Origin of the sequence: Ruminococcus sp. MCC718 (assembly GCF_018783905.1) — a bacterium.
GTDB classification, from domain to species: Bacteria; Bacillota; Clostridia; order Lachnospirales; family Lachnospiraceae; genus Hominisplanchenecus; species Hominisplanchenecus faecis.
Window position 1 is genome coordinate 30344 of sequence record NZ_WQNP01000024.1, and the last position, 26209, is coordinate 56552.

The 26209-nt window shown below is 41.7% G+C and carries 18 protein-coding genes, 1 pseudogene and 1 CRISPR repeat array; of the genes and pseudogenes, 16 read left to right on the forward strand and 3 right to left on the reverse strand.

What is annotated here, in order from left to right:
• A partial coding sequence (locus GPK60_RS03295; protein WP_215658855.1) for a Uma2 family endonuclease occupies nt 1-533 on the reverse strand: 533 nt, incomplete at its 3' end.
• A 547-nt stretch (nt 534-1080) separates the two neighbouring features.
• Here GPK60_RS03295 and GPK60_RS03300 point away from each other — a divergent pair.
• Entirely contained in the window at nt 1081-1842 is a 762-nt protein-coding gene (locus GPK60_RS03300) for a class I SAM-dependent methyltransferase (protein ID WP_022119712.1), read from the forward strand.
• Here GPK60_RS03300 and GPK60_RS03305 read toward each other — a convergent pair whose 3' ends face one another.
• Nucleotides 1843-2574 (reverse strand): class I SAM-dependent methyltransferase, encoded by a 732-nt coding sequence (locus GPK60_RS03305; RefSeq protein WP_173898318.1) that lies wholly within the window; start codon nt 2572-2574, stop codon nt 1843-1845.
• A 194-nt stretch (nt 2575-2768) separates the two neighbouring features.
• On the opposite strand from GPK60_RS03305, the gene nikB reads away from it, so the two are divergent.
• The 13 genes from nikB (at nt 2769) to cas2 (ending at nt 21171) form a co-directional block, all read left to right on the forward strand.
• On the forward strand, nt 2769-3716 hold the full coding sequence (gene nikB / locus GPK60_RS03310) for a nickel ABC transporter permease (protein WP_022119714.1): 948 nt from the start codon (nt 2769-2771) through the stop codon (nt 3714-3716).
• Complete coding sequence (gene nikC, locus GPK60_RS03315) at nt 3709-4557, forward strand: nickel transporter permease (RefSeq protein WP_022119715.1); 849 nt, start codon at nt 3709-3711, stop codon at nt 4555-4557. The genes nikB and nikC overlap by 8 nt, the downstream gene beginning before the upstream one ends.
• 2 nt (nt 4558-4559) lie before the next feature.
• Nucleotides 4560-5339 (forward strand): ABC transporter ATP-binding protein, encoded by a 780-nt coding sequence (locus tag GPK60_RS03320; protein WP_022119716.1) that lies wholly within the window; start codon nt 4560-4562, stop codon nt 5337-5339.
• 3 nt (nt 5340-5342) lie between these two features.
• Nucleotides 5343-6101 (forward strand): ABC transporter ATP-binding protein, encoded by a 759-nt coding sequence (locus GPK60_RS03325; RefSeq protein ID WP_215658849.1) that lies wholly within the window; start codon nt 5343-5345, stop codon nt 6099-6101.
• A gap of 79 nt (nt 6102-6180) precedes the next feature.
• On the forward strand, nt 6181-7836 hold the full coding sequence (locus tag GPK60_RS03330) for an ABC transporter substrate-binding protein (RefSeq protein ID WP_252191277.1): 1656 nt from the start codon (nt 6181-6183) through the stop codon (nt 7834-7836).
• A 230-nt stretch (nt 7837-8066) separates the two neighbouring features.
• Nucleotides 8067-13178 (forward strand): discoidin domain-containing protein, encoded by a 5112-nt coding sequence (locus GPK60_RS03335; protein WP_215658850.1) that lies wholly within the window; start codon nt 8067-8069, stop codon nt 13176-13178.
• A 399-nt stretch (nt 13179-13577) separates the two neighbouring features.
• Nucleotides 13578-15755 (forward strand): CRISPR-associated helicase/endonuclease Cas3, encoded by a 2178-nt coding sequence (locus GPK60_RS03340; protein ID WP_022119720.1) that lies wholly within the window; start codon nt 13578-13580, stop codon nt 15753-15755.
• Nucleotides 15756-15773: 18 nt separating this feature from the next.
• A complete protein-coding gene (cas5c, locus tag GPK60_RS03345) occupies nt 15774-16502 on the forward strand; it encodes a type I-C CRISPR-associated protein Cas5c (RefSeq protein WP_173866864.1) in 729 nt (242 codons plus the stop codon).
• Nucleotides 16496-18289 (forward strand): type I-C CRISPR-associated protein Cas8c/Csd1, encoded by a 1794-nt coding sequence (cas8c, locus tag GPK60_RS03350; RefSeq protein ID WP_173866863.1) that lies wholly within the window; start codon nt 16496-16498, stop codon nt 18287-18289. The genes cas5c and cas8c overlap by 7 nt, the downstream gene beginning before the upstream one ends.
• A gap of 33 nt (nt 18290-18322) precedes the next feature.
• Nucleotides 18323-19177 (forward strand): type I-C CRISPR-associated protein Cas7/Csd2, encoded by an 855-nt coding sequence (gene cas7c / locus GPK60_RS03355; RefSeq protein WP_173866862.1) that lies wholly within the window; start codon nt 18323-18325, stop codon nt 19175-19177.
• Complete coding sequence (gene cas4, locus GPK60_RS03360; protein ID WP_022119724.1) at nt 19174-19860, forward strand: CRISPR-associated protein Cas4; 687 nt, start codon at nt 19174-19176, stop codon at nt 19858-19860. Before cas7c ends, cas4 begins: the two co-directional genes overlap by 4 nt.
• Complete coding sequence (gene cas1c / locus GPK60_RS03365) at nt 19845-20867, forward strand: type I-C CRISPR-associated endonuclease Cas1c (protein ID WP_215658851.1); 1023 nt, start codon at nt 19845-19847, stop codon at nt 20865-20867. The genes cas4 and cas1c overlap by 16 nt, the downstream gene beginning before the upstream one ends.
• A 13-nt stretch (nt 20868-20880) precedes the next feature.
• On the forward strand, nt 20881-21171 hold the full coding sequence (gene cas2 / locus GPK60_RS03370) for a CRISPR-associated endonuclease Cas2 (RefSeq protein ID WP_022119726.1): 291 nt from the start codon (nt 20881-20883) through the stop codon (nt 21169-21171).
• Nucleotides 21172-21331: 160 nt separating this feature from the next.
• Nucleotides 21332-22497: direct repeats of the CRISPR family, unit length 33 nt; unit sequence GTCACGTCCCGTAAGGGGCGTGTGAGTAGAAAT.
• 182 nt (nt 22498-22679) lie between these two features.
• Here the strand turns inward: cas2 and GPK60_RS03375 are convergent.
• Nucleotides 22680-23754 (reverse strand): annotated as a pseudogene (locus GPK60_RS03375) (IS256 family transposase).
• A 399-nt stretch (nt 23755-24153) separates the two neighbouring features.
• Between GPK60_RS03375 and GPK60_RS03380 the strand changes: the two are divergent.
• Together GPK60_RS03380 and GPK60_RS03385 are read left to right on the forward strand one after the other, a co-directional pair.
• On the forward strand, nt 24154-25422 hold the full coding sequence (locus GPK60_RS03380; RefSeq protein ID WP_215658852.1) for a M18 family aminopeptidase: 1269 nt from the start codon (nt 24154-24156) through the stop codon (nt 25420-25422).
• Nucleotides 25423-25670: 248 nt separating this feature from the next.
• Nucleotides 25671-26000: a metal-sensing transcriptional repressor gene (locus GPK60_RS03385; RefSeq protein WP_022119731.1), complete on the forward strand. Its 330-nt coding sequence runs from the start codon at nt 25671-25673 to the stop codon at nt 25998-26000.
• The last annotated feature ends 209 nt before the right edge of the window (nt 26001-26209 follow it).

Below are 26209 nucleotides of genomic sequence, written 5' to 3' on the forward strand. Positions count from 1 at the left end.
AGATTAGCAAAGTCAATATACAGGTCTTCGTAAATCCCGGCTTTGACTGTATCGGCAAAAGTATATTGTTCGGAATCGCTGGTGTCAAAATTGTAAACCAGAATCAGATTTTTGCCCGGATCCACAATCCAGTATTCTCGAACACCTGCAGTGCGATATTTGAAAAGTTTGGTGAAATAGTCCATTTTCCGACTGCCGGGTGAAACAATTTCAATGATCCAGTCTGGAGCACCGGTGCAGCCTTTTTCTGAGAGTTTTTCTGTGTCACAGATAACGCTGATATCCGGCTCTACATAATTTTGGTTATCTTCATTCAGAAATACTGCAAATGGAGCAATATCAACCTCACAGATTCCTTTTTTTGAATCGATATAATCGGCAATGGTACGACTGATTGAAAAAAGAAGTTTCTGATGAGTTCTGGTTGGCGGTGCCATGTAATAAATCTGACCATCTATCAGCTCAGCTCGGGTCCCTTCAGGCAAATGATAAATATCTTCGGTAGTGTAATCTTCATGCTGTGGTAATGGCATCCTAACACATCCTTTCTTGAATTTGCTGAGTTTGCTTTCTTCTGCTATGGTTATACCTAAGCTTGTTTGCAGATGAGAAGATTGCTAAATCCAGATTTACTAAATCACGATTTAGCAAAAGAAATGATAAGAGTATTATAAAAGAAAAAGGAGAGAAAATCAAGGCAGAAAACAACCCCCCGGGAGGCTTGTATGAAGTATACAAAATCAATATAATGATGTCAGTGTCAAAAGTTTAACCAAATCAAGTAAGTCCCCTGCTTCAATTGCGAAAAGCAATAAGCAGTGGGTGGGGACTTGCTTGTATCAGGAGGAGTGCAAGCTTCTTCTGATAAACTGCGGAGCAGTTATTTGGTTATGAGCAAGTAGCAAAGCGGATTGCGAATATCCGCTTGACATTGCGATTGTGTCTGCACAGAAGAATATGTCATGCAATGCATGATGTGCACCTCGCAGCAAGAATGCCAGAGGCATTCTTGAAACCGTTATGGCTTATTATAGAATGTACAGGCATCATTTATTCGATACATACAAGGGGGTATTCCTTATGGAGAACAAAAAACTTCTGGAGGAGATCAGAAGTTACTGGAACAACCGTGCGGATGGTTATTCCAGAGTAAATCAGGAAGAGCTGCACAGTGAGCAGAAGGAAAAATGGAAAGAGGTGCTACTGGAGCAGCTGCCGAAAAAGGAAAAAGATCAGGTGCAGATTCTGGATATCGGAACGGGACCTGGATTTTTTGCGATCCTTTTAGCGGAAGAGGGATATCAGGTAACGGCGGTAGATTATACGGAGCAGATGCTGCAGGAAGCGAAATCCAATGCGGCGGATCTGGCGGATCAGATTAGTTTTAAGAGAATGGATGCTCAGAATCTAGAATTTCCAAAGGAGACGTTTGATTATATCGTGACGAGAAATGTAACCTGGAATCTGGAACATCCGAAGCGTGCATACAGGGAGTGGCAGCGGGTGCTGAAACCAGGAGGGAAGATCCTGAATTTTGATGCGAACTGGTATGCATATCTTTATGATGATAAATTAAAACTCGGATATGAGCAGGACAGGCAACGGGCAAAAGAGGAACAGGTAGAAGATTATTATGAAGGAACGGACATTGCGTGGATGGAGAACATTGCAAAGCAAGTTCCGTTAAGCCCGCTGAAGCGTCCGAAATGGGATTTGGATATCCTGAAGAAAATTGGATTTGACTGCTGGGCAGATGAGACAATCGGAGAGCGAGTGCTCAGCGATGCAGAGAAGATCAATTACCAGTCTACACCTGTGTTTATGGTCTGTGCGGTAAAATAATCACCGCACACCCCATACAAGGAACATAGGAGCATCTTTCAGGTCGTGCTCTTTTAAGATATTCTGACCGACGGAAAGGTCGTATCCGGATCTGGAAAAGCCGATGTTTTCCAGAAATTCCTGATCCCAGTAAGGACGCTGTTTCCGGCTCATTGGCATGGAAAGGGTGATGGATGCATTTTCCTGTTCCAATTCCGGGGTGACACCACAGTGACCATACACTTCAGTATCGGATATATGAGAAGCGGAAGTATTTTGATTTCGGACATTAGATGCATAGTCAGCATCAAAATTCAGCAGGATGCCGCCCTTTTTCAGCACGCGCATCCATTCTCTGTATGCAGATTCCGGATCCGGCAGCGTCCACGTCAGGTTGCGTGAGATGACAACGTCAAAAGACTGATCCAAAAACGCAAGCTTCTGGGCATCCATTTGCTGAAACGTGGGATGGACCTGATAGAGTGCAGCGTTATCACGGGCTTCCTTCAGCATGGCATCGGTGAGGTCGATCCCGGTCACCTGATGTCCGCTCTGAGAAAGCAGGATGGCAAAATATCCGGTTCCGGTGCCGACATCCAGGATCTGCAGCACTTTGCCCTCCGGCAGAAAATGAACGATTTCTTCTCTCCAGCGTTCGGAAATGCTGCTGTTTAATTCATTTTTTCGCACGATATTGAAGTTGTGTGCCCGTTTTGTCCAGTAACTCTGGACACGTGATTCTATATTATTCATGTTTGAGATATCCATATTCAAGGTTCCTTTCATTATTTTATCAGGTAGTATCCTATCATAAAAATAAAAAAGAAAGAAGCCTGCGGGGGGGATACAATAACAGTGCGGTTTGTATTTCGTTATAAAAGTCAGAGTGTTCCCGGTGCGAGTGTGACAGCTCGATCGGTGACAATGGTATACAGGATGGTAATGTAATGAGAAAATATATCATACAACGATTTTTGCAGTTGATTCCTATTCTTATAGGGATTACTTTTTTGTCTTTTGCCATGATGCGGGTGGCGGGAAGCGATGCTGTCACGGAGATGTATGAAAACCGCGGCACGGCGGTGTCGCAGGAGATCATTGATGCAAAGAAAGCAGAACTTGGCTTGGATCAGCCGTTTCTGATTCAGTATGTAAGCTGGCTGAATGGATTTTTGCATGGTGATATGGGGACAAGCTATGTGTCCGGGAAAAAGGTGTTTGATGAATTTGTATCCAAACTTCCGGCAACGCTGCTGCTTACGGTCATGTCGATTTTGGCAACGGTTGTGATCTCCATCCCGCTTGGTGTTCTGGCGGCAGTCTGTCAGGATAAGTGGGTGGATCTGCTTTTGCGGTTTTTCAGCTTTATCGGTAATGCGATGCCGAATTTTTTTGTGGCGATGCTTCTGATGCAGCTGCTGTCGATCAAACTGAATCTTCTGCCGGTCATCGCAAGCGGTGTAAATATCAGAAGTGCACTGATGCCGATGCTGACGCTGGCAATTTCCATGTCTGCAAAGTATATGCGGCAGGTTCGTGCAGCCGTTCTGGAGGAGCTGAACAAAGATTATGTTCAGGGAGCCAGGGCGAGAGGTATCAGGGAGAGCGTGATCTTATGGAAAAACGTCATAAAATCAGCCATGCTTACAATCATTACATTGCTTGCATTATCCATTGGAAGTTTGCTTGGCGGTACAGCAATCATTGAGAGTATTTTTATGTGGGATGGGGTCGGAAAGCTGGCAGTGGATGCGATCACGACACGCGATTACCCGATGATTCAGGCATATGTCGTATGGATGGCACTGATCTATGTCATAGTCAATCTGATCACGGATCTCTTATACCACTGCCTGGATCCGAGAATCCGTCTGGGGGTGAATCAAAATGGATAAATCAGCACGAAGAAAAACGAAGAAGCAGAAAAATCATCTGAAAAAGCGATTTTTTATTTTTGCCACGCTGGCACTGATTCTTGTTGTCGGTTCTTATTTCAGCGAACGCTTATGCCCATATGATCCTTATGAGCAGAATCTTAGTATCGCAAAAGCAAGTCCGTCACTGGCACATCCGTTCGGAACAGATCGTTATGGGAGGGATATGTTATCCAGAGTCATCGTCGGAAGCAAGACCAGTATCTATTCGACTTTGCTTCTGGTTGTCGGGATCACGGTGATCGGAACGATCGTCGGGATCATCTGTGGATGGAACGGAAAGAAACTGGATACGATTCTGATGCGGATATCCGACATTTTCCTTGCATTTCCCGGTCTGGTTTTTGCCCTGGCAGTTGCAGCCGTGATGGGAGGCGGCGTACAGAATGCGGTTATAGCCCTTGGGGCGATCAGCTGGCCGAAATATGCAAGGATTGCCAGAAGTCAGACATTGGCACAGAAAGAAAGCCTCTATATGCGGGCGGCAATCTTATCTGGATGCAGTACAGGAAAACTGATTTTGAAACATATTCTGCCGAATATCACAGGACCGATCCTTGTGACTGCCATGCTGGATATCGGAACGATGATGATGGAGCTTGCAGGCCTGTCGTTTCTGGGACTTGGTGCAAAACCGCCGGTTGCGGAGTGGGGAAGCATGATGAGTGATACCAGAAATCTGCTGACGACACATCCTTGGGTAACCTTTGCACCGGGAATTGCCATTTTTCTTTCAGTCATGGTTTTCAACCTGCTTGGCGATACGGTAAGGGATCTGTTGGATCCAAGAAATGAGAGGTAGATATGTCAGGAATCATTTATTATGAAAACGTCGATATCTGTTACAATGGCAGTCCGGTAATCAAAAAGGTCAGCTTTTCGGCAGAAAAAGGTGAAATCTTAGGGATCGCAGGGGAGAGCGGAAGCGGCAAATCCACATTGATTAAGGCAGCAATCGGATTGCTTGGAAAGAATGGAAGCGTCACAGGCGGAAAGATCTGGTACGAAGAAAAAAATCTTCTGGATTTAAATGCAAAAGAACTACGTAAAATCTGCGGGAACGAAATTGGCATGATCTTCCAGAATGCCGGAAGTTCTTTCTGCCCGATCCGAACCGTCGGGGAGCAGCTGCTGGAAGAAATGAAAGAGCACCGAAAAATAAAAAAAGCCGAATTTGAGGATGAAGCAGCGGAAATGCTTGCAAAATTCGGATTTCAGGATCCAAAAAGAATCCTGAAAAGTTATCCGTTTGAGCTGTCGGGTGGCATGCAGCAGCGTGTTGGCGTTGCGGCAGCGATGCTCTTAAAACCGAAGATCCTGCTTGCGGATGAGCCGACTTCGGCACTGGATGTTTCGATTCAGAAACAGGTCGTAGAGCAGATGAAAATGATCCGAGAACAGTATGGGACAACGATCCTTATCGTTACGCACAACATCGGAGTGATCCGTGCGATGGCGGACTCCATGCTGGTTCTGAAAGATGGAAAAATGGAAGAATACGGAAAGACGCAGGAGGTACTGAGTCATCCGCAGTCGGATTATACAAAGCGATTACTTGCAGCGATTCCTGTTCTTCGGAGGTAAAATATGGAGCCATTATTACAGATTTCGCATCTGACTAAAATTTTTTCAGATGGAAAAGAGGATGAATATAAGGCGGTGGATGATGTCAGTTTTGAATTGTTTCCGGGAGAAAAGCTGGCGATCATCGGGGAGAGCGGAAGCGGAAAGACGACGGTTGTAAATATGATCACCAGGCTTCTTGACAGTACCGATGGAAAGATTCTGCTCGATGGAGAAGACATCACCCACTATAAAAGAAACAAAATGAAAAACATTTACCGGAAAATGCAGATGGTTTTTCAGACGTCGACCGAAAGTTTTGATCCGAGATGCCGCCTTGGAGATGCTGTGGCAGAAAGCCTGAGAAATGCCGGTATACCCAAAAAAGAAGCCATGGAAATTGTAAAAGAGCTTTTTAAGCAGTGCGGACTGCCGGAAGATTTTATGAAACGTTATCCACATGAAGTCAGTGGCGGGCAGTGTCAGAGGGCAGCGATTGCAAGAGCGATTGCAATAAAGCCCAGACTGCTGATTTTAGATGAAGCGACGTCCGCACTTGATGTCACCGTTCAGGCAGAGATTCTGCAGCTTTTAGATGCTCTGCAGGAAGAACGTCAGATGTCGTATCTGTTTATCTGCCATGATATTGCACTGGTGCAGAATTTCTGTGACCGTGTGCTGGTCATGTATCAGGGAAAGATCGTAGAACAGGGGAAAACAGAAGAAGTGCTGCATTTTCCGAAACACGAATACACGCGTATGTTGCTGGACAGTGTGCTGTGATGACAAAATGTGAGAGGTACTTTGCAACAGAGTAATTTGCAGATATAACAGGATGTGAAAGGCAAATAGAATTATTTGTATGGCATCAGAACAGAAAGAAAATCAGAGAAAAGAGGAAAAACGCATGAAAAAGAACATGAAAAAAATAATGGCATTGCTTCTTACCGTGACACTCAGCCTGGGACTGTACGGTTGCGGAAGCAAGAATGACAAAACGGAAAGCGGGACAAGTACGGCAGCTGGGTCGGATATATCTGCGGCAGCCACAGACGGTTCTGAGAAAAAAACGCTGGTGATCGGGGATACGACTTTCAATTCTTCCAATGAAGAACTGGATGTCAATCCGCACAATTCTTACTCCGGATGGGCATGCATCCGCTATGGAATCGGAGAGACGCTGGTAAAATATTCAGACGATATGGAGCTGGAGCCGTGGCTGGCAAAAGAGTGGGAAAATACCGATCCGCTCACCTGGAAGATCACACTGCAGGATCATGTGACTTTTTCAAGTGGCAGAGCTATGGATGCCGAGGCAGTGAAACAATGTCTGGAGCATCTGCTGGCAAACCATGACCGTGCGGCAGCCGATACAAAGATTGATTCGATGGAAGCAGACGGTCAGGTGCTTACGATCCACACATCCGAGCCAAAGCCGGCACTTTTGAATTACCTTGGAGATCCATATGGCTGTATCATCGATGTAGATGCAGGATTTGACGATGGAATCGTAGCCGGAACCGGTCCATACATTGCAACCGACTGTCAGTCCGGCGATCATCTGACTCTGGTGAAAAATGAAAACTACTGGAATGGAACGCCACATATTGATGAACTGACGATCAAGACCATCACCGATGGAAATACCCTTGCAAATGCACTGCTCTCAGGAGAGGTACAGGCAGCTTATGGTATGGCATATGAAAGCTATCCTATGTTCGAAAACGATAACTTTACCTTTTCACAGATTTCCACATCCAGATGTTTCTTCCTGAAAATGAATTTCAACGAAGGTTCCGTCTGTACTGATCCGGCCGTGCGAAAAGCGATCGCCATGGGTATCGACAAAGAAGGATTTGTGGAAAATCTGCTGGAAGGAAACGGCTATCCGGCAAATGGAACCTTCCCTGCTGGTTCTGCTTTTGGCGGAGATAAAGTAACGACCGAATCCTATGATCCGGAAGGTGCCAAGAAAGTACTGGAAGAGGCAGGATGGAAAGACAGCGACGGCGATGGAATCCGTGAAAAAGACGGACAGAAGCTTCAAATCAAATGGCTTACCTATCCAAGCAGACAGGAGCTTCCGCTTCTGGCAGAATCCGCACAGGCTACGTTAAAAGATATCGGAATGGATGTGGATATCAACTGTACGGCTGACAACAACAGTGTTGTGCAGGATCCGGCAGCGTGGGATGTCTCAGCCATGGCAAATGTGCAGGCTCCGACCGGAGATCCGGAATACTGGTTTACCGTGTTTGCAACTTCCGATGCAACGAAAAATCAGGGAGCTTATAAAAATGAGAAACTGGATCAGTTGGAAGAGCAGCTCAGCCAGGAATTTGACACCGACAAACGTGCCAAGCTTGCAGTTCAGATGCAGCAGACGGTTCTGGACGACAATGCCTTTGTATACTGCTCTTTCCTGAAGATGAGCCAGATCTCACGGGCAAATGTAACCGGATATATGGCACATGCCTGTGATTACTATCAGGTGACAGCGGATTTGGATATTAACTGAATATTTTTCATATCCTGAATTAAAAAAATGAGTAAGTAATATTCTACGGGAACCGTTTGCAATGAAAAAATTATGCAAACGGTTCTTTTTTTATAGGCAGAGTAAACAGAGATTGAAAGGTATGAATAAAAAAGGAAATTCGATTGACAAAAAGAATGTCGAATGTTACTATAAAAAGCGGGGGGGAGACGAATAAAATTATGCATATTGCACAAACAAGGAGGAAAATTTTGAAAAAGAAAGAAAAACAATGGTTGTCAATTGCTTTGAGTGCGGCCATGGTAGTGACCGGTATTCCAGCAACAGGGATTGGAACGACCGTTCAGGCAGCGACAGGAGAAGCACAGGTCTCCGTGAAAAACGGAGAAGTTACGATCGGAAATGAATATCTGGAGCGTAAATTTTCTACTTCAGACAACAAGCTGGCAACGACAGAACTGGATAATAAGAGGGCAGATCTGACGTTTACACCGGCACAGGGTTCCGAAGAATTCATTATCAAACTTCGCCAGGATGGTACAACAAAACTGGATGGAGAGCTGGATCGCACAAACTGGACAGTTACAGCAAGCGATCAGTACAATAATGAAGTAGGTGCAAAAGACGGTCCGGGAGCCAATGTTATTGATGGTGATGCATCTACAATCTGGCACAGCAAGTATTCACCGGATCAGCCATATCCACATTCCCTGACTTTTGATATGAAGAGCGAACAGGAAATTGCCGCATTTTCTTATCAGCCACGTCAGGACAGTTCCACAAACGGCGATATCAAAGGATATAAACTGTATGTGGGAAACAGTGAAACAGATCTGGAAAGTGATGCAAACCTTGCGGCAGAAGGTGATTTTACTTACAATGACAGAGAAACGATTTATATCAATCTGACAGCACCGAAAAAGGGTCGTTATGTAAAACTGGTTGCTGTATCACCAAAGACGGACGGTCAGGCATGGGCAACGGCGGCAGAAGTAAAGATGTACAGCAAAGCAGTCGGTACAGCAGATGCAAGTGCCGTGATCAGATCCAGCGAGATGACTCTGGAAGGCAGCAAAGTTAAAAAAGTAGATACGAACGGCGGAGTCATGGTAGAATTCCCGTTTGAGACTGTTTCCAAAAACGGTGTAGACTGGGATGTTACCATGAAAGTTACCATGGATGACGGAGATCATTTCATGCGTAAATTCCTGGAAATCGAAGTAAGTGACAAAGAAAAAGCAGCAATTGATTATATCGATCTGGAATCGTTGAATGTCAATGCAAATGATACCGTGTGGACACATCCGATCATGGGTGAAGGCGTTGGCGGTATGAGTGGATATGTCATTTCTCTTGGCCAGCCGGTTTATATTCAGGGAATGTTCCTTGGATGTGAGTTCCCGATGACAGAAACAGAGATCGACAGCAATAAAAATGCACATATGCGTTATTTTTCCGGCAAGACATTCGAAAAACTGCAGGAAGATAACCAGCTTACCACAGACGGAAAATATGTGACCTGGCAGACCGTAGCGGGTGCTGCAAGAAGTACGGATATGAATGTCATTCAGTCTGACTTTTATGAATATATCAACAGCATTGCAACAAGAAGCGATTTCCGTACGCAGTACAATTCCTGGTACGATAATATGATGACCATTAACGATGACAACATTGAATCTGCATTCAAAAAAATGGAAAAGGGATTCTCTGAATCCGGCGTAGAACCGATGGATTCGTATGTTGTGGATGACGGATGGAATAATTATAACAACTCGAATACAACTTCTACTGTTCATGATGTGGCACGCTGCGGTACCACGGATAATGTGACAGGGTTCTGGGAGTTCAACAATAAGTTCCCGAACGGATTCCGTCCTGCGTCCGATCTTGCAGAAAGCTTCGGCTCCGGATTTGGTGTATGGGTAGGACCTAGAGGTGGTTATAACTATAACGCTGCAATGGGTAAGATTATTGAAAAAGCAGGTTTTGGTGCATACAATGCGGTAACCGATGATATTGATGTCGGTGACAGACGGTATGTGACGAAACTGACTGAGTTTTTCTTACAGATGCAGGATGCTTATAAAGTAAATTACTGGAAACTGGATGGATTTGCGACAAAGCCATGTACAAATGCAAATCATAAACATATGACAGGCGGAAAGAATGGTATGTATTATTTTTCCGATACCTGGGAAGCATGGATCGATCTGTTTGAGACGCTGCGTACCAATGCAGAGAAAAACGGCATTGACAATCTGTGGTTTAACCTGACCTGTTATGTAAACCCAAGTCCATGGTATCTGCAGTGGGCAAATTCTATCTGGATCCAGAACAGCCAGGATATCGGACGTGTTCAGGTCGGACAGAACAGACAGGTAGATCAGCTGCTTTCTTACCGTGACGGCAGATATTTTGATTTTGTAAAAGAAAGAGAGTTCCAGTTCCCACTGGCAAATATTTACAATCATGATCCAATCTACGGAAAAACAGGAACCAATCTGGCAAACCAGATGACAGATGATGAGTTCAAAACGTATCTGTATATGATGGGAACCAGAGGAACGGCATTCTGGGAGCTGTACTACAGCCCGGAAATGATCGATGAAGGTCAGAAATGGGATATCAATGCAGAATATCTGGAGTGGGCTAAGAAAAATTATCACATTTTGAAAAATGCGAAACTGATCGGTACGACACCGGATAAGGGCAATACCTACGGATACTCCTGCTGGGATGGTGAAGAAGGTATTATTTCCATGCGAAATCCAAGTGCATCCGTAAAGACACTGAGCTTTACACTGGATCGAAACGTTGGTGCGGCAGAAAGTCTGAAAGGCAAGACACTCAACCGTACAACAATTCTGGATCACAAGACAACCGATGCACAGACCGACTATCAGACAGTAAAATACGGCGATGTGATCACAGTTACACTGCAGCCGGGTGAGGCACGTATCTGGTCTCTTTCTACTGCAAAAGATACAAAAGCACCTCAGCTGACACTTGCAAAAGCCACTGCGGACAACACGATTGAGCTGACATTTGATGAGCGCGTAACCGGTACTCCTGCTGCAACCGTTTCCGGAGCAAATGTTACAAAAGCAGAAGTAAGTGCAAATCAGAGAAAAGTAACGCTGACTACATCCACTCTGAGTGCAGGAAGCAAAGTAACGGTTTCTGTAAGTGGATTAAAAGATTTAACCGGCAATGCAGCAGCAGTAAATACAGAAGTTGTATATCAGGAGAATCAGGTTGTAGCGAAAGCATCAGCAAAAACAGATCTGAAGAATGCAAATGATGTAACGGAAACAACGGACGAAGCACTGGCAGGAAAGACAATACTTGGCCTTGCAAAAGCATATGAGCTGAACGGAACAGCTGTTACAGGAACCGCTGATTTTGCAGTATCTTCTTATGTAAAAACAACCGGAAACAATATGAACATTCTGAAACAGGAAGGTGCTTACAGCCTTTCCATTGATAAAGAGGGAAAAGCAGTCTTTACAGTTGGAGATGTATCCGTAACTTCCAAAGAAGCTGTAAACGATGGAACATGGAAACACATTGCAGGTATCCGTGAAAAGAATGGCAGTCTGAAAGTTTATGTCAACGGTACACTGGATGCAAGCAGATATGAGAAAAACATCAAAGATTTGAAAGATGGAACTCTGACTGTTGGAGGCGGAATTGATCTTCAGGTAAGCCAGGCAGAAGTAAAAGATGCAACACTTAAGCTGGCTGCACTGGAAAAAGCAGGATCAGCAGTTGGCGGAGACAGCAGCGGAGATTCCGGTATTGTTCCGGATGGAAACGGAAAAATCCCTCTGCAGGCTTCCAACATCACAGTAAAACGTGCAGATAATGATCAGGATGTTTCAAACAAAAAAAGTAGTCCGGAAAAAATGATCGATGGTGATAAAGGTTCAAACTCCTTTACCTGTACACTGGACAGCATTGAAAGTGATGTACTGGCAGGAACCAGCGTATACTTCCAGATCGATCTTGGCGATGTATTCAAGCTGGATCAGGTGAAAATGTGGCGTTATTTTGCGGACGGACGTACCTACCAGGATACGATCGTAGTTGCATCTGAAGATGCTGCTTTTGATGCAAATGATACCGTGCTGTACAGCAGCGTTTCAGATTCCAAGTATGCATACGGACTGCTGAGCAATGAAAAGCTTGCAAATCCGGATGCAAAATATGCAGAAACATCAGAAGGAAAGACATTTGAAGCAAAAGAACAGAAAGCACGTTATATCCGTATTTACACACGCGGAAGTATTCTGACAAGCGGAACAGCACATGGCGGAAACCATATCTGCGAAGTAGAAGTTTACGGAAAAGCAATTAAGAACACAACAACACAGAAAAAAATCACCGTTGCTTTTGATACAAAAGGCGGAAACAGCATTGAGTCTCTGAAAGTAGCAGCCGGCGAAAGCTGGAGCCTGCCGCAGAATCCGACCAGAGCCGGATATGTATTTAAGGGCTGGTACAGCGATGTAAACTGCACAGTAGCATATACAGCAGCATCACCGGTAAGTGCAGATCTGACACTGTTTGCAAAATGGGAGGAAGATCCGACCACAAATGTACAGTTAGAAGAAGCAAAAGCAGTACTGAACAGCAAGATTGCAGAAGTAAAAGACAAAACAAAAGGCGATTACAGTGATGCAAGCTGGAATGCATTCCAGAATGCACTGGCAGCAGCAAAAGAAGCAGCCGCTTCTAAGACTGCAAGTGCCGCAGACGTCCGCAAAGCACTGGACAGCCTGAAAAAAGCAGAGCAGAATCTGAAAGTGGCAGGCAGCGAGCCGGATACTGGCAAAGAAACCGAAACGAATAAACGGCCGGAAACACCAAGCACACAGCCTGGAACAGAAAAGCCAAACACAAATCCGAATACTCAGAAAGTACCTGCTGTCGGAACAACCAAACCGGTTGGAAGAGGATTCTACAAAGTAACAAAATCCGATGCAAAGAACGGAACCGTTGCTCTGGTGAAACCGAGAAAAGCAACAGAAAAGAAATTTACCGTTCCTGGAACTGTAAAAATTGACGGCGTTACCTTCAAAGTAACCGAGATCTCAAAGAATGCATTCAAGAACAACAAAAAACTGACGCAGGTTATCATTGGCAAAAACGTAAGCAAGATCGGTGCAAATGCATTTAACGGTGCGAAGAAACTGAAAAAGATCACGATCAAATCCACACAGCTGAAGAAAGTCGGAAGCAAGGCCTTCAAAGGCATTGACAAAAAATGCAAGATCAAAGTACCGAAGAAGAAACTGACACGCTACAAACGACTGCTGAAAGGAAAAGGCCAGAAGGCAAGCGTGAAGATCACAAAGTAAGAAACAAGAAATAAAGTTGAAGTAAGGAAAAAGACCAGTGCGAAAGTGCTGGTCTTTTTTGACGGGTAAGATTTAAGATAGATTTTGACTAAGCAGTTGAAAAAATAGGAAAGATAAAATATAATTGGAAAGTCTGTACAGGTTGTGCATGTGAGTAGAAATTATTTTGTTAAGTATAAAGATGATCGTATGCGAAAATGAAAAGTTTTCATACGGTCATTTTTATTATGGTACCGAGTCAGAAGGTAATATGTTTACACAGTTGTGTTTGAAAATTTTGATCAGCTGATAAAAGATATAATGATATGTAAATTGTACTTAACTAAATAAAGAAAAAATTGACATAAAAGAAAAAGAATGGTATAAGTGAATTATGAGAATACAGGAGGGTACAGCAATATGGGGGAAATATATATTGCACACAGAAATGAGTATACAAATGAGGTACAAACTGTCCGGGAACATTGTGAGAATACGGCAAATCTTTGCAAAGAATATGCAATTCCGGAAATGGAAGATCTAGCTTATGCGGCAGGAAAAGCACATGATATCGGAAAGTATCAGGAGGGATTTCAAAGAAGAATCCGAGGGGAAAATATTCGTGTAGAACATTCAACCTGTGGAGCAATTGCAGTGGGTGAAAAGTATCCAAAGCCAATGAATCTGATGATGCAGTATTGCATTGCAGGACATCACACGGGAATCCCAAATGGGGGATTTGGAAATGATGAGGATAACAGTCTGAAAGGCAGAATGAACAGGACGTTTGAGGATTACGATGCCTACAAGCAAGAACTGGAACTGCCGGAATTAGATATTCGAAAATGGCAGCAGTTTCTTGCTGCGGATTGCGGAAGAAATGCGGATTGGTTAATTGATAAGTTTACATTTCTGACAAGATATTTATTTTCCTGTCTGGTAGATGCAGATTCAACAGACACCGCGGAGTTTTGCAGAAGTACAGAAGTAGTGAGAAAATTGCAGGCTGATTTTGAAAAGTGTCTTGAAAAAATAAATGTTCAGTTACAGGCGTTTGAAGTAAAAACAGAATTGCAGAAGACGAGAAGCTTGCTGCAGGAGCAGGCATATCGAAACAGTACAAAAGATGCACACATCTACCTTATAAATATGCCAACCGGCAGTGGAAAAACATTAGCGAGTGCGAAAATAGCACTGCAAAGAGCAATAGCGAAAAAGAAAAAAAGAATTATCTATGTGATCCCGTATAACAGTATTATTGATCAGACAGCAGAGGTTTTTGAAAAACTTTTTGGAAATAATCTGGAGATTTTAAGACATCAGTCAACTTTTTCTTATGATGAGAAGGTGGATTTAAATGAGGATTATCGAGAAGCAGCTAAAATAGCAGTAGAAAATTGGGATGCTCCATTTATCATAACAACAGCAGTACAGTTTTTTGAAAGCATTTATTCAAATAAAAGAGGAAAACTTCGAAAATTGCACAATATGGCAGACAGTATTCTGATTTTTGACGAGGCACATATGATGCCGCAGGATTATTTACAGCCATGTCTTCAGGGAATTGCCTATATAACGAAATATCTGAACAGCGAAGCTGTTTTTCTTACGGCAACGATGCCTGATTTTGAAAAGTTGCTGAAGCTTTATGCACCGGCAAATAATCGAATCGAAAATTTGATCAAGGATAAGACGCTTTTTGAAAAGTTTCAAAAATGTCAATATATCAATATGGGAAAAGTAAGTCCGGAAGGACTATTAGCTAAAAGTGAAAAGTATCCGTCCAGATTGATTATCGTAAACAAGAAGAAAAATGCAAGACAACTTTTTCAGATGTGTACAGGAAGAAAATATCACTTATCGACTTATATGACTGCATATGACAGACAAAAAGTTCTGCAGGCTATCAGAGAAGAACTGAAAAGCCTGGATGAAGATTTTCCAGATGGAAATATACCGGAAGAGAGAAGGATTACGATTATTTCTACATCGCTTATTGAGGCAGGAGTTGATTTGGATGTATATACCGTTTTTCGTGAATTGAATGGTCTGGACAGTATTCTCCAGTCGGGAGGCAGATGTAACAGAGAAGGAAAGCGGGATAAGGGTGAAGTTTTTGTGTTTGAATTTGAAAATGAAGCACAGAATGACAAGATGAATATTACGCAACGTTTGTTGGCGGAGTATAAAGATATTTCACAGCCGGAATGTATTGAAGAATACTATGAAGAAGTGTTTTTCTTAAAACAAGAGAATATTCAGAAAAATACGATGCATATAAAGTGCAGGTCTTTTGAAAATCTGCCATTTCAGACTTATGCAGAACAATTTGAACTGATCCCTGATAGGACATGTTCTATTGTTGTACCAAGAGATGAAAAGAGCAGAAAACTGGTGGATACTCTGAGATATACAAAAATCGAAAATGAGAAGGAGCTGCAAAAGTATACCTGTACAGTTACTAAGAAAGAATTGGATGAGTTGATAAAACAACATGTTGCAGACGATTTTGGTACGGGAATATACTGTCTGACAAATGAAGATTATTATGACGAAAATTTAGGAATTTTATTGGAAGCACAAGATTATTTTTTATGAAAGAAGAGGTGAAAAACAATGGGATATGGATTTAAAATCATAGTGGAAGGAGATTATGCATGCTTTACGCGACCGGAATTGAAAGTGGAACGAGTCAGCTATGATGTTCCGACACCGGGAGCATTGGAAGGAATGTTAAAGAGTGTGTACTGGAAACCGGCAATCCGTTATGTGATTGACAAAATCATTGTATTTCAGGAGATTGATTTTGCAAATATTCGAAGAAATGAAGTAAAAGATAAGGTACTGCTCAGTGCAGTAAAAAATCAGATGAAACAGAAAGGAGGAGATCCTTGTATCTATACTTCTCAAAGCAGAAGTCAGAGGGCAGCAATGGTTCTGAAAAAAGTGAAATATGGTATAGAATTTCACTTTGAGCTGACCGGCTTGAAAAATAATCGAGAAGATGACGGAGAAAATAAGCATTATAACATTTTGAAACGAAGACTGGAAAAAGGTCAATGGTTTCGGACACCATGTCTTGGGTGCAGTGAATTTCCGGTAAAAAGAATAGAACTGGTAGATGCGTTTGATACAGAAATGATAAGCAGCAGAATCAAGGAAATGGGGGATGTTGATCTCGGATATATGAGTTATGAGGTACAGTTTGAAGACAGGGGGAAACCCATTAATGGAGACTGGGAAAATCCCAAATTCTCCGATCGTGCAAAAACATTATACTACAGACCGCACATGATTGAGGGAGTCATTGATGTTCAAAAATACAGGGAGGGATTGCGATGCTGATAAAAGCATTATGTGATTATTATGATATGCTGTCGGCAGCAGAAAAGGTACTTCCGGAAGGATATTCGAAGGTAAAGATACATTATGAGGTAGCATTGACGGAAGAAGGCGAGATTGATCATATTATAAATATTCAGAAAGAAACAGAAGTAACAGTCGGGAAAAAAATAAAAAAGAAATTAGTGCCGCAGGATCTGAAAATGCCTCAGAGAACAGAAAAACCAGGAATTGATGCCAATATAGCAGAGCACAGACCGTTATATTTGTTTGGATTGAACTTGGAAAAAGAAGGACTGACACCAACAGACCGGACGGGAAAGGCACAAAAATCCCATGCAGCTTTTGTAGAAACAAACCTGAAATTTATTGAAGAAATGGATACACCGCTTGTGAATGCGTATCGAAAATTTCTTCTCAACTGGAAACCGGAAGAACAGACAGAAAACCAGGAATTGTTAAGATTACAAAAAGATTATGCAAAATCAGGATATGTGTTCTGCCTGACTGGAAGACCTGGACATTATCTTCAGGATGAACCAGTGTTTGCAAAAAAATGGAACATGTATTATGAAAAGCAAAAAGCAGAAGCAAAAGATGCTTATTTTGCACAATGTGCAGTTTCAGGTGAAGAAAGACCTCTTGCAAGAATCCACAGCAAGATCAAAGGGGTGTATGGAGGACTTGCAACAGGAAGTGTGCTGATCGGTTATAATAATCCTTCTGAAAATTCTTATGGAAATGAACAGTCCTATAACAGCGGAATTTCAGAAGAAATGATGAAAAAATATACAGAAGCATTGAATTATCTTCTTGCGTCTCAAAAACACAAACATATGCTGGAAGATATGACGATGGTCTTTTGGGCAATGGATACGGAAGATAAGTGTGAAGATCTGTTCAGCCAGTTGCTTTTTGGAGAGTCTGATACTTTAAATGCAGAACAGACAGAAGAAATGTTGAAAAAGATGATGGAAGATGCCAGGGAAGGAAAAATAACTGCAAAAAGGCTGGAAAATCTAAGTACTGTAGATCCAAGTGTTGATTTTTATATGCTGGGGTTAAAGCCTAATTCTTCTAGGCTTTCGGTAAAGTTTATTATTCGTAAGAAATATGCAGATGTGTTGTGGAATATTGCAAGATTTCAACAGGAAATACAGGTGGTACAGGAACAAAAGCCGGTGCCTCTCTGGATGATTGAAAAAGAACTGATTTCACCGAAGAGTAAGAATGATAAAGTAAATCCGGCTTTAATGGCAGGGTTGTTAAATGCAGTAGTATATGGCGGAAAATATCCGGTGGCATTATTTGAAAATACTCTGCGAAGAATCCGAATTGATCGAAACATCAATAGGATTCGCTGCGGTATAGTAAAGGCATATCTTAACAGAAATGACAAAAAGGAGGAGATTACAGTGGGATTGAATGAAGAAAATAAGAGTCCGGCATATTTGTGCGGACGGTTGTTTGCAGTATTGGAACAGCTGCAGAAAGATGCAGCAGGGACAGAGTTAAACAGAACCATTAAAGATGCATATTTTGCATCAGCATCGGTAAAACCGGCGTTGATTTTTCCTAAATTGATACGGCTTAGTCAGAATCACTTAAAAAAAATAAAAAATGCAAATTATCGTTATAAGTATAATGAGAGAATCCAGAAAATCATAGAACTACTGGATGGAAAATTTCCGGAAATGTTGCGACGTACAGAACAGGGAGAATTTTTTGTAGGATATTACCAGCAAATACCGGAGCTTTTTAAGAAGAGTGAAAAGAAAGAAGAACAATAAAAAATGAATAGAGACGAAATGGAGGAATAAATTATGGCACTGGAGAACAGATATGATTTTATAATGCTTTTTGATGTGGAGAACGGAAATCCGAACGGGGATCCGGATGCAGGAAATGCACCGAGAATAGACTCTGAGTCAGGATATGGTTATGTTACGGATGTCTGCCTGAAGAGAAAAATCAGAAATTATGTAGAACTGGTAAAAGAAGGAGAAGCGGGATATAACATTCTGATTAAACCGGATAAAGCCTTGAACAGTAAATTTACAGCAGCATATGAAGCAGAAGGATTGAAGACAAAGAATAATGGCAGAAATGAGGATGATGTTAAAAAGGCTCGTGCATACATGTGTAAGAATTATTATGATGTGAGAACTTTTGGAGCAGTAATGTCGACAGGTAATGATCCTTGTGGTATTGTCAGAGGGCCGGTACAGCTTAATTTTGCCAGAAGTATTTCGCCAATCGATATAGAGGATATTACGATTACAAGACAGGCACGCACAACGGATGAGCGTCAGGAAACCGGTCAGACGGAAATGGGAAAGAAAAGCATCATTCCGTATGCATTATATCGGGCAGAAGGTTATGTATCTGCTGCACTGGCAAATAAGACCACAGATTTATCAGAAGCAGATCTGGAACTTTTGTGGGAAGCAATCATAAATATGTTTGAGAATGATCATAGTGCTGCAAGAGGAAAGATGTGTATGCGAAAGCTGTATGTGTTCAAACACAGCAATGTACTTGGAAATAGTCCGTCACATTTAATGTTTGAAAAAATTAAAATAAAAGAAGAAAATGAAATTCCTCGTTGTTTTGATGATTATAAAATTGAAGTGGATGAAAAGATGCCGGAAGGAGTAGAACTGATCGAAAAATTATGAAAAGCCAGGAGATAACAATCCGATCTATACAGCATTACATGTATTGTCCCCATCGTTGGGGATTGATAGAAATTAATAAATCCTGGGGCGAGAATATATTCGTAACAAAAGCAAATCTGCTACATGATCGAGTACATGATCCGGAGAAAAGTTATACAGGAAGAGGCAAAAAAGTATATACTTCGGTTCCGGTTTATAATGATGATGAGCAATACAATTTATATGGCGTAACAGACTGTATAGAATTAAAAAAAGATAAAACAGGGATTACGATAAAAGATGACAATCAAAGATATAAACTGACTATTGTAGAATATAAACCAACAAAACCAAAAGAAAAAGATTATCGGGAAGATGATCTGATGCAGGTTTTTGCACAGAAACTGTGTGTGGATTCTATTTTTGGAGGGGACTGTGACGGTGTTCTGTATTATGCAGATGTGAAGAAAAGAATATCATTGCCATTAAAAGAAAATTTTGAAAAATATAATGAAGAATTAAAGAGACTTTTGACAGAAATGCGGGATTTTTTAAAAGCAGGAAAAATCCCGCCGATTCGAAAAAATCAAAACTGTAATGGATGTTCTATGAAAGATGTATGTATGCCATCCATGAGAAAAATCCCTGATTTAAAAAAAGAGATAAAAAAGATTGAGAGGGAACCGTTATGCGAAAACTCTTAAATACAATATATGTGACAAATGAACAGATGTATTTGATGTTGGACGGTGAAAATCTTGTCTGCAAGACAGAAGGAGAAATTAAACTTCGGATTCCTTTTGAAAATGTGGAAAATATTGTGTGTTTTAGTTATCTTGGATGTTCGCCGGCGTTGATGGGAAAGTGCGTGGAAAAGCTGATTCCAATTAATTTTATGTCGCCACAGGGGAAATTTCTGGCAAAAGTTTGTGGAGAGACAAAAGGAAATGTTTTTCTCCGTGTAGAACAAATTGACTGTTTCAGAGCATGCGGATTGCAGCTGGCACAAAATACGATGGCAGCAAAATTCAGTAATACCAGGCAGGTAATACGCAGAACATTACATGATAATGCAGAATTGAGAGATAATCAGGAAATACAAAAAGTACTGGGGATTTTACATGACGGAATTGAGAATGTTTATAGAGCAGAGACAATAGAAGAAGTTATGGGTATTGAAGGATATTGTGCACAGAATTATTTTTCAATTTTCAATCGATTGATAACAAATACAAAAGTACCGTTTAGCTTTGAGTTTCGAACAAAACGTCCGCCGTTGGACCCGGTAAACGCAATTTTATCATTTGTTTATACACTTGCAACAAATGAATTTGCAGCGGCATTGGAAACAGTAGGATTGGATAGTTATATTGGATATTGTCATGCATTGCGAAGCGGTCGTGTATCATTGGCCTGCGATATGGTGGAAGAAATAAGATGTATTGTAGAACGTTTTGTTATCACTTTATTGAATCTGCAGATTATAGGAGAAAAAGATTTTGAAAAGCAGATTTCAGGAGCGGTTTGGTTAAATGCAGATGGCAGGAAAAAAGTATTGTCAAAATGGCAGGAAAAGAAACGTACTGATTTAATGCATCCGTATCTGAAGCAAAAGATACCATTTGGATTATTACCGTATGTGCAGAGCAATTTGCTTGCCAAATATATACGAGGCGACATTGAGAGCTATCCACCATATCTGCAAAAATAGGTGGTGAGATAAAATGATGGTTTTAATAAGTTATGATGTTAGTACTGTCAGTGCAGCAGGAAAAACCAGGTTAAGAAAAGTGGCGAAAGAATGTCAAAATCATGCACAACGAGTACAGAATTCTGTTTTTGAAGCTGATTTAGATTATTCCTCTTTTTTGAAATTAAAAGATAGTTTATTAAAATTAATTAATCCAGAAGAGGATAGTTTGCGATTTTATTATCTTGGGAACAACTGGAATAAGAAAATTGAACATATAGGTGCTGAGAAAACATATGATCCAGAAGGCGTAATTATTATTTGAAGGTAGCGAAGGTGTGATGATTCAAAAACCACTTGAGGTTCGCCTGAAAAAACATTATAATAAATAAGTTATATATGCGATATCATATAAATGATATCAGCAGAAATAAGTCCGTCCCAATATGTGGAAATGTTCCGTTACATAAATACAAAATGTAGCGGTCACGTCCCGTAAGGGGCGTGTGAGTAGAAATTTCTGCATATTTTTCAGATTGATTGCCTTATCAGTCACGTCCCGTAAGGGGCGTGTGAGTAGAAATCATAATTTCTTTGAAAATATCTAAAGCAACATTGTCACGTCCCGTAAGGGGCGTGTGAGTAGAAATCTGAGCGGTAAAGGAACATGGGAAGCCATGACGTCACGTCCCGTAAGGGGCGTGTGAGTAGAAATTTTTATATTTTTCGATGATGACACCGCAGTTCTCGTCACGTCCCGTAAGGGGCGTGTGAGTAGAAATTTTTATATACCGCCTGTATATATGAACTACAATGTCACGTCCCGTAAGGGGCGTGTGAGTAGAAATAAATAGTGATTTGGACGGCGGGAATGGAATTATAGTCACGTCCCGTAAGGGGCGTGTGAGTAGAAATTCATCCATCGCCGCCACGTCATCAGCGTCCGGGATGTCACGTCCCGTAAGGGGCGTGTGAGTAGAAATGAATAATCTGAACATTACGGCCGTGGCAAAGCTGTCACGTCCCGTAAGGGGCGTGTGAGTAGAAATCATACAATGCCGGATAATGAAACCATATATAGCGTCACGTCCCGTAAGGGGCGTGTGAGTAGAAATTGGCTTCCTGCTTCATGGAATAGTACTGTTCCAGGTCACGTCCCGTAAGGGGCGTGTGAGTAGAAATATGTCAGCATTCCGTAAAGGCAAAATGAAAGTTTGGTCACGTCCCGTAAGGGGCGTGTGAGTAGAAATCCTGGTGTGTATCTGTTCATACGTTTCCTGAGCGTCACGTCCCGTAAGGGGCGTGTGAGTAGAAATGTCTCATCAGCTTAATGCCCGCTGGGTCGCGTTGTCACGTCCCGTAAGGGGCGTGTGAGTAGAAATGTCGTACTCGGATAAGACACCAGCAGCATCAACCGGTCACGTCCCGTAAGGGGCGTGTGAGTAGAAATGATAAATCAAAAGATTTTGAGGACTTCAAACAGAAGTCACGTCCCGTAAGGGGCGTGTGAGTAGAAATATACCGGGACATTGACGGACACGCAGAGTTGAAGGTCACGTCCCGTAAGGGGCGTGTGAGTAGAAATTTAATGAATATTCAAGATAATCGCCATCATATTGTCACGTCCCGTAAGGGGCGTGTGAATTGAAATATCTGCTGGAGTAGTGTTTTAGAGACTATAAAGAAAAGTCTGTAAGTAAGATTCTTCTATGATAATGCAAGGCGAAAAGTTTATTTATTGAGCTTTTCGCTCTTGTTTTATATATAACAGCTATAAATTTGTATGTCAAGAGCAGGCGAAAAATCCGCCGGTCTTGCTATATTCTGAGTCGCCTATTCGGGCAGGCGTCCTTCATACATAATACTCAGTTCCCCATATACCTGTGCCCGGTTGCGAACCGTTGTTGTCCATTTTTTCGTTGCTTTAAAAGTAGCAAGGTATAATGCTTTTAGGAGTGCTGTATCACTCGAAAAAACGCTTCTCTGACGGTTCAGCTTACGATATGTGGAATTCAGGGATTCAATGGCATTTGTCGTATAGATCACCTTTCTGACCGTTGCTGAAAACTTGAAAATAGGTGAAATTGCATCCCGGTTATCCTTCCAGCGTTTCATGGAATTCGGATATTTTGGTGCCCATTTTTCTGTTACTCTGTCTAATGCGGCCAGAGCTTTCTTTTCATCAGCAGCCTGGTAAATCGTTTTTAAATCTGTGGCAAATGCTTTTCTGTCTTTATCAGGAACGTATTTTAAAGTATTTCGTACCTGATGTACGATACAACGCTGATATTCCGTTTTCGGAAAAGCGGCAGTGATCGCTTCTTTTATACCGGTAAGTCCATCCGCACAAATGATCAAAGCATCTTTTACACCCCGGTTTTTCAATTCGTTCATAACCGAAAGCTAGTATTTCGCACTTTCATTATCGCCTACTGAAATGGTAAGAACCTTTTTTTTCCTTCCATGTTGATGCCAAGAATCACATAAGCAGCAAGTTTGCGGATAACGCCATTATCACGAACAGAGTAATGGATCGCATCAATGTAGAGAATAGGATACACCTCATCTAACGGGCGATTTTGCCAGTCTTCAATATGTGACAGGATATTGTCTGTTACATCAGAAATAAAGCCTTCTGATGTTTCAAATCCGTAAATATCCTCAATCGTTTCCGAAATCCGGCGGGTAGTCATTCCTTTTGCATACATGGAAATGATTCTTTGTAGCCAAGGTGGTTATCTATTTCGGCTTCCATCATTTCTTTGATTGTTCTACCAAGAAGATCTTTCGGGGCATCCTGAATATCTTCAGCCGTTTGAATATCATACTCTTCAAGAAGCCGGTGGATAATATTTCTTTTTCCTTCCGTCATTTGTACTCGATGTACCGGTTTCTTTTGTCTGGCCATAATAAAAGGCCCTCCTATGATTTTTTATCATAGAAGAACCTATTATTTGTTAATTTACAGAAAAAGTTTCACACACTCGTGTTTTATGTTTCTGTCAGAAATTGACCTCGTGAATTGAAATACCACCATTCCATCTCCTAAATATTTTTTTGATTGAATCGAATTTTATATTATTTGCACTAAATTGTTCTTGATGAAATACTGTTTTTATTTCCTGAAAACTTATAAATTGAAGAAATATATCGCATTACTCCTGCTTTCATATTTTTGGAAGTTGCAGTATAATAAGAGAAACTGAACAGCGTATTCTAACAGATATTGTGGTATTTTATTTATCAGATTCATTTGAGATAAATTTTAAAAATTTCCAAATAATAGATAAAACAGTGAGGTAGCTATATGCATTACAAAACAACAGAATCTCTCCTTGCCTTTATTAAAAAAAGTCCGACGGCTTTTCAGGCAACGGCAGAGATGGAGAAAAAATTTGCAGAAAACGGATATCAGCTTCTTTCAGAGCAGGAATACTGGAAGTTACAGCCGGGCGGGAAATATATCGTAACAAGAAATCATTCGGCATTGATTGCATTTTCGATTCCAAAGAAGGAGTGTCGGAAGTTTCATATCATTGCCAGCCACAGCGATTCTCCGGCTTTTAAGATCAAGGAAAATCCGGAAATGCGGGTAGAAAATGCCTACACAAAACTGAATGTGGAAGGTTATGGCGGTATGCTGATGGCACCGTGGTTTGACCGGCCGCTGTCGGTAGCGGGCAGAGTGGTTGTAAGGCGTGACGGCAGTCTGAAAGAGGAACTGGTCAATATCGACCGGGATCTGGTCATGATCCCAAGTCTGGCAATCCACATGAACCGGGAGGCAAACAAAGGCGTGTCTTACAATCCGCAGAAAGATCTGCTGCCGCTTCTCGGGTGCGGAGATTCGAAGCCGGAGTTTTTGAAAATTGTTGCGGAAGAGATAAAAGTAAAGGAAGAGGATATTCTTGCACATGATCTGTTCCTCTATAATCGGATGGAGGGTACGATCTGGGGTGCAGACAGAGAATTTGTTTCGGCACCAAGGCTGGATGACCTGCAGTGTGCGTTTGCTTCGATGGAAGGAATGCTTGCCGGAAAGCACGAGGAGAGCATTGCGGTGCACTGTGTTCTGGATAACGAAGAAGTCGGAAGCGGAACAAAGCAGGGGGCAGCTTCTACTTTCTTAAAAGATACGCTTCGAAGGATCAACGATGGCCTTGGCAGAACGTATGAAGAATATCTGATGACGCTGGCAGGCAGTTTTATGATCTCGGCGGATAATGCCCATGCACTGCATCCAAATTACATAGAAAAGGCAGATCCGGTGAACCGGCCGCTGCCAAACGGCGGAATTGTCATCAAATACAATGCCAACCAGAAATACTGTACCGATGCGGTGTCAGCGGCAAAATTCAAGGATCTCTGCGACCGGGCAGGCGTAAAATACCAGACCTTTGTGAATCGCTCCGATGTGCCGGGCGGATCGACCCTGGGAAATATTTCGAATACGCAGGTACCGATGAATACGGTAGATATCGGACTTCCGCAGCTTGCAATGCATTCTCCGTATGAGACAGCCGGTGTGGAAGATACCGGAAGTTTTATCAGAGCAGCGGAAGAATTTTTCATATAAGCAAAACAGAACAGGTATCAAAATAAAGAATTCAGACAAAAAACAGGCGGGAGAAATCCTGCCTTTTTTGCGTGACATGAGCAATGCGAAGCTCTGTGAGCTTTACATGAATGTTCATTCTTTATATCCTGATATCCGTTAATGCATAAATTTTTTCAGGAAAAGGACTTGAAAAATACACCATGGGGGTATATAATGCAATACGAAAAATACCTAATAGGGGTATATAAGAAAAGGAAGTGAATGAAATGGAAGAAAACAGGGAACAGATAGAAAAAACATGCTGCTGTCAGTGTTCTGAGCGAAAAAAGGAACGCTCAGAAAAAGAATATAAAGATCTGATCAATCGTTTAAGCCGCATCGAAGGGCAGGTTCGCGGTGTGAGAGGAATGTTGGAAAAAGATGCCTACTGTGCCGATATTCTGGTACAGGTTTCGGCGATCAATTCTGCACTCAACAGTTTCAATAAAGTCCTGCTGTCCAATCATATCCATACCTGCGTGGCAGAGGACATCCGCAATGGAAAAGACGAAGCGATTGATGAGCTGGTGGATCTTCTGAAGAAACTTATGAAATGATGACAGGATAAGAAAAATACGAAAGTTTTTCGTATAATATCTTTTGATCCTGACACCAGGCAAAACATTAGGAGGTAAAGAACAGCTGAATAAAACTTATAAAAGTATATAAACAACTGTTGAATTTTACAGGTTATTAGTATAGAATAATATTGAAAGGAAGTGATGCTTTGAGTAAATATTATTCTATACATGAATTTTCAAAAATT